Origin of the sequence: Shewanella pealeana ATCC 700345, assembly GCF_000018285.1 — a bacterium.
GTDB classification, from domain to species: Bacteria; Pseudomonadota; Gammaproteobacteria; order Enterobacterales; family Shewanellaceae; genus Shewanella; species Shewanella pealeana.
Genome location: NC_009901.1, coordinates 280,447 through 292,222, shown reverse-complemented (window position 1 = coordinate 292,222; position 11,776 = coordinate 280,447). Strand labels below are relative to the sequence as shown.

The window sequence follows — 11,776 nt, the reverse complement described above, 5'->3', positions numbered from 1 at the left end:
TTTCTCAGTCTTCGATAGTCTTACCGGATTTAGCCCAGTTTTCATTTCGCAAATTCACGACATAATTTTGCGGCAGGCTTTGCTCTGGTAGCTCAGTAATAAAAGCAATTGCACCAACTGGACAGACTCTCCTACATGCCTGAACACCACCAATCCCACCTTGCTCTTCCATATAGGGAGTGTTGAGGCACAAATCGCATTTCTGTGCGCAGCGGGTTGTCGGGTTCCACTGGACTCGTGATGGGGTATGGGGGCAGGCTTCGATACACTGCATACAGCCAATACACTTATCAGGATCGATATCGCGCACAAAATCAAAGTCTTCACTCGCCTTATTGGCATTAACTGGACAGGCTGTCACGCAAGGGGCATCGTGACATTGCAGGCAGGTACTCATCTGAATATCTTGTGGAAACGGCTTAAATACATCCTGCTCAATCTGAATGCATGACAAAGACAGCGAAGCTTTGCCATGATGTACTAATGAGCAGGTAGTCATACAGGTACCACAGCCCATGCATTTCTTGAGATCGACCACCAATGCACCACCTGAGCTTTTGATATAAACTTTATCGTCGCGTATCGCATAGGCTGTACCACTAAAACCTATCAACATACCGACACCACCCATAGCGGCAAGGAAGTGACGCCGGCCAGTATCCATTTCAGAGCTATTCTTATTCATGCTCATCGTTGCGACTCCTGATGACGCTGCTTTTCTTCTAATTCTCTAAACCATATAGCGTGTTCTTTTTGCGCATAATCACGACTAACATAACCAGTTACCATGGCTTTCAATGTGTTCCAAGCCCAAGGCGCGACTCCGCCTAAGAGCGCATGCACAGGGATCAATAACAACAGTGCTAGTGCCGACCAGCCATGACTCAGGTTAATCAACTCTGCGATGCTAGGATTCAGATCAAGCCCGCGAGCCAGCAATTTGCCAAAACCCGATAAAATAACCACAAAAGAGGAGGCCATAATGACTAAGCCAGCGAGACGGCCTGAATGATGATATTTTGGGGCTTCAACATGGGTTTTGGTCATACCCAACATATGGGTGTAATGCAGTACAGACTTCTTCAACTCTATCCAAAGTGACTCGTCTGGTAGATGTGTACTAAAGCGCCGGGGCTCGACCAATTGATTACTAGCCCACAGGCCACAACCAAAAACGAAAAATAGAGCACCGACAAAGTGCAGATTAAACATCATCGCTGTAGCCGTCGCGTCGACAACAAAGCGTGGAATAAAAAGAAAGCCTAGAGCAATGCCCGTAATCAATAGAAGTAAACAACCAAAAGCGGCAGTCCAGTGAGTTAATCGAGCGATACCATCATGACGCAGAACCTTGTCCCCCTCGATACGATCACCAGGACGATGTAACTTTGAAGCGGTAAATAGGCTGACTGCAAATACCAGTATCGGCAGATACGCCAAGCTATCAAAGAGCATCACGGTTTCTCGCCCCTGCTCACCATGGTAACTGGATACAGCGACACTGATGGCACAAAGTATAAAGGCCACCCCCGCACCCAGTAACCACCCCAAAAGGTTGTTCGATTGTTTTGCCATATAGACTCCAATATTGACTAGTTAGGATTAATGACGCATAGGTACCTAAATGCTACCTAATGGCCTGTCTTAAAATTATTCCTCAAATACCTAACCAAAGTTGAAGTCTCAAAAATGCAAAATTGACTCAAGCACGATTATGGCTAACTTACGAGTTGCACTTCCTCTCTGTTTCATTTAATTTAAGTCGCGCTTTTATCATGGTTTTCTGGCAGTTAGAGATCAAACTAAAGCGTAAAACCTAAACTTAATTACGCCATAGAAATGCTCTCTCACAGACTTGTCATCGCCTGATGGCCGCTCCAATCATGCCTGCCATGAAAACCAACTTAACAATAAGTTATATAACTAAAGCGTAAGTGTCGGTCGCATCACTGTTAATGAGCATAAAGACTCAAAATCGACCCTAGACATCGTCAAGCTCAATGCCGAAAGTGAACTCTTGCAGTAATTTTTGATGGATATGATGTAATGAAAACCCCCAGCTCTGCTGATCTTACAATCTCAGTCAGACTGCAGCTTTTGACAATTCGAGCCCCTCTGCGGAATATGCCCAGTAACTCGTCGGTGATTCAGCACTTAAGCAGCAGGATAGTAAATGACTCCACCTTTTGACCTTAACCTACTTAGATATCTATTTATTATTGATAAATACCAAACAGCCAACGCCATCATCAATCATCTAGGGATTAGCCGCTCAACGCTAAATAGGGGCCTGGCGCAGCTACGTAGCCACTTTGATAATGAACTATTTATTTTGACCAATGGTCGCTACCACTCGACTGTACTAGCGAAAGATTTGATGAATAGGGTACAGCCTTTGTTGACAGGCATTGAGGAGTGCCTTTATAAATCTAATGAAAGCCCATTGGGAAAAATTAAAGGAACCTTGTGTGTTTATGCCCCGACTTACTTAAGCGAGCCTGTGACAGTCGGTCTTATGGCCGGATTACAAGAGCATGGTTGCCAACTGGGGCTAAAGAGTCACGCTTGGCCAAACGATAGTATGCCAAACCTCGATTCGGGCGACTTTACGATTGGTATTAATCGCTTTCCATTTGACTGTCCATCTAACATCATTCAACGTCGTCTAGGCTCTGTGATTATTGGGGTATATTTACGTCAAGATCATCCTCTCGCCAAGTTTGAAAGCATAGATGTCAGCCAATTAGAGACTGCTCAAATAGCATTGCTCGATCCTGGGGCAAGCGGTTCGAGCAAGAAAAGCTCTGTGATTGAAGGGCAAGGTTTGAAAATCGAGTCAACGATTACCGTTCCTTCTATGCACGCCGCGTTAAGCTGTGCCGAACGCTTCAATTACCTAGTGTTTGCGGGGAATGCCTATGCCGAATATCGACAATATGGGCTAACTTGGCGGCCAGTCACTAATGCGGGTGAGCCAATTGAATACGAATATGGTTTTGTTTATCACCGTACTTGGTATCAACACCCAGCAATGAGTTCACTGGAGAGTATTCTTCGCTCCAGCTTCCAACAAGTAATTTCCCCCCATGAAGACATAATCGCTGAGCTTAACTGAAACACTTAGCTGATAACATGGCTGCTCGCAGAGTATGAGTTGTGATCGTGTTAGGCAGCAACTTATTGCAACGCTAGCTGCACTCGATTCGTAGTGATGATGGTTAAAAACATAAAGCCCGCTTATTTTTCGATAAGCGGGCTTTTATATGTTCAATATAAAAGTGTCATTTAGACTTGCTATACGGCAATCAACTCCATTTAGGGCCTAAAAATAGGAACCTAAAACGAGTAGCCTAAACGGCAACTCCTATAGATATAAACCACCAAGCTCTCTCGCAGTCAAACTGCAAAGTTAATTTGAACTCTAACCATATTCAAATACAGTGAGAACAAATTAAGCCAAACATCCTGAGTTGCAAAACTGTTAACATTGCTGCAACTGTGCTAATTTTCATCAACAACCTCATTGTTTTAATCTTAAGTTCCACAGCAAGACTGCAATGGGGTATTACCAGCAAGAATCCAGCATAGCCTCTAATTTGAACTCTAATAATTGTTGTGGGGCAGGTGCGTAAAGGAATACTCAACCTCGAGCACGGAGTTCTTATGAAACGTATACTTTTGATTGGTGGCCTACTTCTTAGCAGCGTAACACACCAAACCTTTGCCGAAGAACGATGCGGCAAAGTCACTATCGCTGATATGAATTGGAGCTCCGCTTCATTAATCGCGAATGTTGACCGCTTTATTTTAGAGCATGGTTATGACTGTGAAGCCGAGTTAATTCCAGGCGATACCATGCCCACCAGCACTTCGATGGTTGAAAAAGGAGAGCCTGATATCGCCCCAGAAATCTGGAGTAACAGCGTCAAAGAACTTATCGAAAAAGCAGTCAATGATAAGCGCTTAATTATCGCAGGTAACTCGCTATCCGATGGTGGTGAAGAAGGCTTCTGGGTTCCGCAGTACATGGTCGACAAAGATCCTAGCCTGAAAACCATTCAGGGAGTCATAGCCAATGTAAAAACCTTTGAGCACCCAGAAGATCCTGATCGTGGTGCCTTTTATGGATGCCCTGCTGGCTGGGGTTGCCAACTATCTGCAGAAAACCTGTTTCGCGCACTCAAGCTCGGTGATGCTGGATTTGATCTTATCGATCCCGGTTCAGGAGCCGGTCTTGCTGGTTCTATTGCCCGAGCTTACGAACGCCAACAACCTTGGTTTGGCTACTATTGGGCCCCCACCGCTGTATTAGGTAAGTACAAAATGGTCAAAGTGGACTTTGGTAGCGGTGTTGATACAGAGCATTTTCGCGACTGCACCTCTCAAGTAGAGTGTGCCGCCCCTAAGGTCACCATGTACCCAGCTGCATTAGTGCAGACGGTCACCACCGCAGCATTCGCAGACAAATCAACCTCGGCATTCAAATACCTTAGTAAACGCGCCTTGACCAATGCGCAGATGAACAGCTTACTGGCGTGGATGGAGAACAATCAGGCTGATGGCACTATCGCTGCCGAATATTTCCTAATCAATCATCAAGATATTTGGCTTGAATGGGTTCCAGCTAACGTCGCCACAAAAGTGAAGCTGGCTATCGCAAACCTATAACGCTAAATCGCTACGCGAGGCCTACTTCGCCTCGTGATCTGTCTTTTCACCTAGAAAATCCCTTAAAAAACTGGAGAGGTAGCAATGGCTGACTTTTCTTGGCTCAGCGAGTTCCCAAAAATGGATCGCTCAACTTTATTAGCGATCCGTAAATATTTAGATGGTGCCTTTCGCGACTTTTCCCGCGAATATGGTGATGTCATCGAATCTGCCTTCGATCCTCTACTCGACTTTCTTATCTGGTTTGAAAAGCTACTAGTGCAATCACCCTGGTGGGCTGTACTGATCTCGATTACAGCTTTGGTTTACTTAGCTAGTCGCTCATGGAAATTATCTTTAGCCGTTGTGGTGTCATTTCTGCTGATTGGCTATTTTGGTATGTGGGAAGATACCATGCGCACCCTTAGCATCATCACAGTCTGCACCCTATTAGCCATACTACTGGGCATCCCCATTGGCATCTTAATGTCTCGCAGCGATCGCATCCAGTCGATAGTCACACCGATTCTGGATGTGATGCAAACTATGCCAGCCTTTGTATACCTCATCCCTGTGGTCATGTTACTGGGAATAGGCAAGGTACCCGGCGTTATTGCGGTGGTCATTTATGCCATTCCACCTGTCATTCGTCTAACCAACTTAGGCATTCGTCTGGTTGATAAGGAAGTGTTGGAGGCTGCCACTGCCTACGGTGCGAATCCGATGCAACGCTTGATGGGGGTTCAATTGCCATTGGCCTCACCCACCATTATGGCTGGTATTAACCAGACGATTATGATGGCTCTAGGCATGGTGGTTATCGCATCGATGATCGGCGTTAAGGGCTTAGGCCAACCTGTACTCAAGTCGATCACCAACCAATATTTCACTCTCGGATTATTTAATGGTTTAGCCATCGTTGCCTTGGCTATTATTTTTGATCGCGCCTCCCAAGCCTACGCCAAGCGTTCGCAGAAACATATACAAGGCGGGCAACATGACTAGCGACTCGCAAACACAACCACTGATTCAAATTAAGGATCTGTTTAAGGTCTTTGGCAAAAAACCAGAGCAGGTCATGCCAATGGTTAGGGATGGTCTTTCTAAGGACGAAATACTCGCAAAAACGGGTCATACAGTGGGCCTTAAAGCCATCAATCTCGACATTAGGAAAGGCGAAATCTTTGTGATTATGGGGCTTTCCGGCTCTGGGAAATCAACTTTAATCCGTCATTTTAATCGCCTCATCGACCCGACAGAGGGGCAAATCCTGGTTGAGGGCTTGGACGTGATGAAACTCAATACCAAGCAACTTGAGCAGTTCCGGCGCAGTAAAATGGCCATGGTATTCCAACGTTTTGGCTTAATGCCTCACCGAACTGTTCTAGAGAATGTCGGCTATGGCCTGAGTGTACAAGGGGTCGACAAAACCACGAGGAACATCAAAGCCAAGCAATGGCTTGAGACTGTCGGTTTGAGCGGCTATGAAGCGCAATACCCCTCGCAACTCTCAGGTGGACAACAGCAGCGCGTCGGCCTCGCCAGAGCCCTGTGTACCGATGCAGAAATCTTGCTGATGGATGAGGCCTTCTCAGCACTGGACCCGCTAATCCGCAGTGAAATGCAAGACCACTTGATTGAGCTGCAAAAAGAATTGCATAAAACGATTATCTTCATCACTCACGACCTCGATGAAGCACTGCGAATAGGCGATCGAATCGCTATCCTCAAAGATGGCAATCTCGTTCAAGTGGGTGAACCCGTCGATATCTTACTTAACCCGGCCGACGACTACGTTGAAGCTTTTGTCAAAGACGTAAACCGCCCACGAGCCCTAACCGTAGAAACGGTGATGAAGCCACCCGCATTCCGTCTCACAGCAGATACCATAGGTGAAGCCCTCAAACAGATGAAACGTATTCCAGCTAATTATGCCTATTACGTTACCGATGAAGGTTTCCAGGGCGTGGTGTGCCAAGAAGCACTTGAAGATGCCGTTATGGCTGATGAAGAAGCGCTAATGGAAGATTTTAAGGTAGAGGAGCTGACCCCAATATCACAAGATGCCCTGCTTGAAAGCATTATTCCCGCAACGATGGAGTCTGATTATCCCCTGCCCGTTGTCGATGCAGATGGTGACTTACAAGGTGAACTATCCAGAACCCATCTGGCAGATGTGCTATCTGACTTTTACACCGACGATGCTGACAACACTGACTTACAAAAATCAAGCTTAACCAATAAGGATAAATGATGATTCGTTATACACTTGCAGCTTCATGTATCGCCCTTGCATTATCCGCTAATGCGAATGCCACCCCAATAGATGAAGAGCTAGAGGCGTTAAAAGCCCGTATCGAGCAACTCGAGGCTCAGCAGCTTGAATCTCAACAGCAGCAACCAGAGATGCTAGTTGTTGAAGAACAAACACAGAAGCCAGAGAATACCGTCAACTTTGGCGGCGCTGTACGGGTTAATTATTCCTATGAAGATTTTGATGACGATAACGCCGATCGCGGTGGCGACTTTGATTTTGACCTCTTCCGTATAGACGTTTCAGGCAATTACCAAGATCTTATTTTTTCGGCTCAATACCGCTGGTTTGAGTATATGAATGTCATTCAGCACGCATGGATTGGCTACAACTTTAATGAGGAGCAGCAGGGTAAAATTGGGGTGACTCAAGTGCCCTTTGGTATTTTAACTTACGCATCAAACAACTACTTCTTCAGCTCTAACTTCTATCTTGGGCTTGAAGACGACTATGACATGGGCCTAAATTACACCTATAAAAGCACTGCCAATCAATTTGATTTCGCCTTCTATAAAAATGACGAACAGGGTGGTCTCGACGGTTATGTCTCTGACCGCACCGATCGTTACGCTTATGATGTGGTAGGCATTCGTTTAGACGGTGAAGATGCCTACGATGCGCCAAGCGCTGGCTATGCCGCAGGAGAAGTGAATACCTTTAACGCTCGTTACGCCCATAACTTCAAATTTAGTGCTGTAGACGTTGAATTGGGGGCATCAATCCAAGCCGGCCAACTAGAAATTGAAAATGGTACCGATGGTGATAATGTCGCGGCAGCTATCCATGGCGTAGTGAATTACGACCGCTGGAACGTAAAACTGCAGATGACTGATTACAAGTACGACGTTGATGGCATAGATGTGGACCGTATTGTGGTAGCCGCCTATCATTTCTATGACTCTATACCAGCTGAAGCCACCACATACATTGCCAACCTAGCCTACAGCCTTCCTGTTGATATCGGGCCAATATCAAACCTCACCTTCTATAACGACTATTCTCTGGTAACCGATAAGCCTGCAGCCATGGAAGACACCTTTATGAACGTAACGGGTATGGCGGTTTCCGCCGGTGGACTCTACACCTATTTTGATTTTGTAGTGGCAGAAAACCAGCCCTTTATTGGCGGAACCATGGTCGGAGATGGCGACACCAACAAACGCTTTAACATCAACTTTGGTTATTATTTCTAGGTTTGGTTAGTTTAACCAACAGGACATAATTAACAGAAAACAAAAGCCGCAGCCCCTAACTCAAGAACAGGCTGGACGTTTTGGAGCTAACAGATAACAAAAAACCCTCAACATTTCTGTTGAGGGCTTTCTTAAATAGGTGACATTGATGCCCGATAAGCCTCAGGAAGTCCCAGAAAGCAAAAAACCGCACCTCTTTCGAGATGTGGCTTCTGTTTGAATAGGTGACATTAACGTCCGATAAGCTGCTGTTATTTGGATAAGCAGAAAGCAAAAACCGCATCCCTTGCGAGATGCGGTTTTTTACTTGTAATAGGTGAGTTGGCCGATAAGCCGGGTCCTGTCGTGGACAGTTATTCATCTAGGCCTGCAATCGCTCACAGGCTCAAGCGACCTACCCGGTCCCAACGCGAGCAGCGCCATACGGGACCCTATTTGGTCTTGCTTCGGGTAGAGTTTACCTTGCTACGAACTATTACTAGCCGCACGGTGCGCTCTTACCGCACCCTTTCACCCTTACCTCCTTGATAAATCAAGAAGGCGGTCTCCTCTCTGCTGCACTTGTCGTCGGTTCACACCGCCCAGGCGTTACCTGGTACCCTGCTCTTTGAAGCCCGGACTTTCCTCCCCGTTCTTGCGAACGCGGCAACTGTCTAGCCAACTCGGCGCGGATTATAGCTAAGCTCAAGCAACAATCCAAGGACTTTCACCAATCAACTTCACCTAATGCTCAACTATTAGAGAATCATCTATTAATAAAGAGCACTCAATAGAGACACTAAGCCATACAACTGAAAAACTTACAGGCCAATCGATAAGCCATGCTTATACAGCGCATTCTTTTTGATGTCGTAAATCTGGCCAGCAACCGCAGCGGCTTTCTTTAGAGGTAACTCTTCACACAACAATTTAAGCGTATTGATCACTGTTGGTGAAAACTCTGCCTCTTCATCGCTACGGTGACCATGACACATCAACACGATTTCACCGCGCTGCTGATTAGGATCATCTTTAACTGTCTGTAATACCTCTGCTACTGGCCCCGAAAGGAAGGTCTCGAAGGTCTTAGTCACTTCACGTGCCATAACGATTTCACGTTCTTCACCTAAAGCGGCCATGATTGACTCTAGGCTATGCACGATACGATGCGGTGACTCATAAAAAATTAACGTACGAGGATCATCTTTCAATGCCGTTAATTTATCTAATCTTGCCTTCTCTTTTGATGGTAGGAAGCCTTCAAATGAGAAACGATCCGATGGTAAACCCGATGCAGATAAAGCTGTGATCGCCGCACATGGTCCCGGCAATGGAATCACATTAAAGCCTGCTTCGCGCACTTGTTTAACTAAGTGATAGCCCGGATCTGAGATAAGCGGCGTTCCAGCATCTGAAATCAAAGCCACGGCTTCGCCATTGCCTAACTTTTGAATGATCCACTGGGCTCTGTCACGCTCGTTATGATCATGCAGCGCCGTTTTACGGGTCTCGATGCCGAAATGACTCAACAACTTGCCGCTGTGGCGAGTGTCTTCACAGGCGATAAGCGCCACCTGATTCAGCACCTCTAACGCACGGCTACTGATGTCTCCTAAATTCCCTATTGGTGTGGGAACAATGTAAAGCGCGACCGACAGGTCCATATCTACCTCTATGTTGAGTGTTGGCAAGAGTTTCTAACAATACTTTCGCCAAGGGGAAGAGCAGGTTAAACTATTAGCAGCATCTTACCAGAGTGAAGACCCGTGTTAAAAAGACTGAATACAACAAAATTTATCTCTATCGCAATTTTATCTGCGGTTTTGTTCGGTTGCGGCACGACTTCTGCGCCGGTAAAGACTGAAAAGACTGAAGTTTCTTTATCGTCGGTGACCAAGCCGTCATCACAATACTTGGCATTAGCTGCCAACGAAAAAAATAAAGAAACTCAGGATAAGTATGTTTTACTCGCCGCCCATGCCTTTATCAATGAAGGTAATGCCAGCGCCGCCGATAAAGCATTGAAGTCTATTGCGCAAGATATCAGTCAAAAGCCTGAGTTACTGGCCGAGCATATTTACCTTTCGGCTCGCGTGCTAGAGATGACCTCTACCTATGATCATGCTCTGCAGGTGCTCAAATATCCAAGCAACTGGAAACTACCTAACTGGCAATGGGTCAGCTACTACCAGTTCAAGGCGCACCTATACCAGCAAGTTAACCAGCCAATCGATCAGGTTAGACAGCTCAGTTTACTCAGTCAGTATCTACCAGCCGCCGAAGCCCATGAGGTCAATGACACTATTTGGCGCTCTCTGCAGCAGATTAACGAACAGACACTACTTAGCTTTAGCGACGATAGATCAAACCCTATTTTTGCTGGCTGGGTTCAGCTTGCCTACATAGCTAAACACTACGCCGTTGACCCTAACGACCTGGTGCGCCACTTAGGCAGCTGGCAACAGCTCAATCCAAATCACCCTGCTGCGGCAAAATTGCCAACAGATTTAGAAAAGGCGCTCAATACCCAGCCTTACCAACCGAAAAATATCGCTGTATTACTGCCATTAACAGGTTCGCGCGCCGTTGTCGCTAACACCGTAAAACAAGGTATTCTTGCTAACTATATGGCAATGGGCGATGACGATGTGACGCTTAACTTTTTCGATACAGCGACCGGAGCTCAAGCCGCTTACCAGCAAGCTGTTGCTGCGGGTGCAGAGTTTATAATTGGTCCGTTACTGCAGTCTGAGGTCGAGCAGTTACAAAGTATGACGCCGACAGCTGAAACAGTGTCTGCAACTAGCCCTTCAGCGCCTATCGCACCGATTGCCAATAAAACGATTCCACAGTTGTTTTTAAACCATATCGATAGCTTTACCGCAGATCCTGATAAGTTCTTCTTTGCTCTGTCTCCAACCGATGAGGCTATCGATGCCGCTCAGCGCCTATACAATGATGGTATTAAGCAGCCTTTGTTACTAGTGAGCAACGATGCTGTTGGCCACCGCATGGCTGATAGCTTTGATAACGCTTGGCAAAAACTAACCAATAACGCTGCCGAAATTCACTACTATGACGGCGGCGATAAGATGAAAGTCACGGTGCAAAAGGCTCTAGGGGTTATCGACAGTAAGGAACGTATTGCCCGCATCAAAGCGATTCTAACGCCTAAAATTGAGGCCGACTTCCGTTCACGCCGTGATATTGATGCGATTTATATGATCTCTGCCAGCCAAGATTTAGTGCTGCTTAAACCCTTTATCGATGTTAACTTCAGTGTATTCGCCGATCCGGTTCCGCTCTACACCACCAGCCGTAGCCGAGTAGAAGGCAACAGCCGCAATACCGCTGAAGAGCTAAATAACCTCACCATCAGCGATATACCTTGGTTACTGACGCCGAACACCGAAACTCAAATGGTTAACGAGCTATGGCCAAGCTGGAGCAATAGCCGCAAAAGACTATTTATTATGGGCTATGATGCGCTGGATTTAGTGGGTAAACTGGCTCAGATGCGCGCCTTACCTGGCTATCAGTTTTCAGGTCGTAGCGGAATGTTATCGGTGCAACCTGACGGCACATTAAACCGTCAACTCAGCTGGGGTCGCTACCAGAGAGGTAACTTACGTCCGCTATAAAG

Annotated in this window: 9 protein-coding genes and 1 other RNA gene; 6 read left to right on the top strand and 4 right to left on the bottom strand. The window is 46.3% G+C overall.

Going from position 1 to position 11,776, the window contains the following annotated elements; all coding sequences use genetic code 11:
* Positions 1-4 precede the first annotated feature (4 nt).
* Both SPEA_RS01425 and SPEA_RS01420 read right to left on the bottom strand, forming a co-directional pair.
* Positions 5-691 carry a 4Fe-4S dicluster domain-containing protein gene (locus SPEA_RS01425; RefSeq protein ID WP_012153529.1) on the bottom strand — a complete coding sequence of 229 codons (687 nt, stop codon included), beginning with the start codon at positions 689-691 and terminating at the stop codon, positions 5-7.
* Positions 688-1,575, bottom strand: coding sequence for a cytochrome b/b6 domain-containing protein (locus tag SPEA_RS01420; RefSeq protein ID WP_012153528.1), 888 nt, complete (start codon positions 1,573-1,575; stop codon positions 688-690). The genes SPEA_RS01425 and SPEA_RS01420 overlap by 4 nt, the downstream gene beginning before the upstream one ends.
* Before the next feature lie 598 nt (positions 1,576-2,173).
* Here SPEA_RS01420 and SPEA_RS01415 point away from each other — a divergent pair.
* From SPEA_RS01415 to SPEA_RS01395, 5 genes are all read left to right on the top strand, one after another.
* The gene (locus SPEA_RS01415; RefSeq protein WP_012153527.1) at positions 2,174-3,115 is read left to right on the top strand and encodes a LysR substrate-binding domain-containing protein; all 942 of its coding nucleotides are present in this window, start codon (positions 2,174-2,176) and stop codon (positions 3,113-3,115) included.
* A gap of 548 nt (positions 3,116-3,663) precedes the next feature.
* Positions 3,664-4,668: an ABC transporter substrate-binding protein gene (locus SPEA_RS01410; RefSeq protein ID WP_012153526.1), complete on the top strand. Its 1,005-nt coding sequence runs from the start codon at positions 3,664-3,666 to the stop codon at positions 4,666-4,668.
* A gap of 84 nt (positions 4,669-4,752) precedes the next feature.
* A complete protein-coding gene (locus SPEA_RS01405; RefSeq protein WP_012153525.1) occupies positions 4,753-5,652 on the top strand; it encodes an ABC transporter permease in 900 nt (299 codons plus the stop codon).
* Entirely contained in the window at positions 5,645-6,901 is a 1,257-nt protein-coding gene (locus tag SPEA_RS01400) for a quaternary amine ABC transporter ATP-binding protein (RefSeq protein ID WP_012153524.1), read from the top strand. Before SPEA_RS01405 ends, SPEA_RS01400 begins: the two co-directional genes overlap by 8 nt.
* Positions 6,901-8,154, top strand: a complete 1,254-nt coding sequence (locus SPEA_RS01395; protein WP_012153523.1) for a putative porin — start codon at positions 6,901-6,903, stop codon at positions 8,152-8,154. Before SPEA_RS01400 ends, SPEA_RS01395 begins: the two co-directional genes overlap by 1 nt.
* A gap of 313 nt (positions 8,155-8,467) precedes the next feature.
* Here SPEA_RS01395 and rnpB read toward each other — a convergent pair.
* Positions 8,468-8,819: RNase P RNA component class A (rnpB, locus tag SPEA_RS22445), an RNA gene on the bottom strand.
* A 135-nt stretch (positions 8,820-8,954) separates the two neighbouring features.
* Entirely contained in the window at positions 8,955-9,797 is an 843-nt protein-coding gene (rsmI, locus tag SPEA_RS01390) for a 16S rRNA (cytidine(1402)-2'-O)-methyltransferase (protein ID WP_012153522.1), read from the bottom strand.
* A gap of 102 nt (positions 9,798-9,899) precedes the next feature.
* Here rsmI and SPEA_RS01385 point away from each other — a divergent pair, with 102 nt between their 5' ends.
* Positions 9,900-11,774 (top strand): penicillin-binding protein activator, encoded by a 1,875-nt coding sequence (locus tag SPEA_RS01385; RefSeq protein ID WP_012153521.1) that lies wholly within the window; start codon positions 9,900-9,902, stop codon positions 11,772-11,774.
* Positions 11,775-11,776 lie beyond the last annotated feature (2 nt).

Coding starts and splice junctions, on each gene's coding strand:
- SPEA_RS01410 (WP_012153526.1), top strand. CDS start 3,664: ATGAAACGTATACTTTTGATTGGTGGCCTACTTCTTAGCAGCGTAACA.
- SPEA_RS01420 (WP_012153528.1), bottom strand. CDS start 1,575: ATGGCAAAACAATCGAACAACCTTTTGGGGTGGTTACTGGGTGCGGGG.
- rsmI (WP_012153522.1), bottom strand. CDS start 9,797: ATGGACCTGTCGGTCGCGCTTTACATTGTTCCCACACCAATAGGGAAT.
- SPEA_RS01405 (WP_012153525.1), top strand. CDS start 4,753: ATGGCTGACTTTTCTTGGCTCAGCGAGTTCCCAAAAATGGATCGCTCA.
- SPEA_RS01425 (WP_012153529.1), bottom strand. CDS start 691: ATGAGCATGAATAAGAATAGCTCTGAAATGGATACTGGCCGGCGTCAC.
- SPEA_RS01395 (WP_012153523.1), top strand. CDS start 6,901: ATGATTCGTTATACACTTGCAGCTTCATGTATCGCCCTTGCATTATCC.
- SPEA_RS01400 (WP_012153524.1), top strand. CDS start 5,645: ATGACTAGCGACTCGCAAACACAACCACTGATTCAAATTAAGGATCTG.
- SPEA_RS01415 (WP_012153527.1), top strand. CDS start 2,174: ATGACTCCACCTTTTGACCTTAACCTACTTAGATATCTATTTATTATT.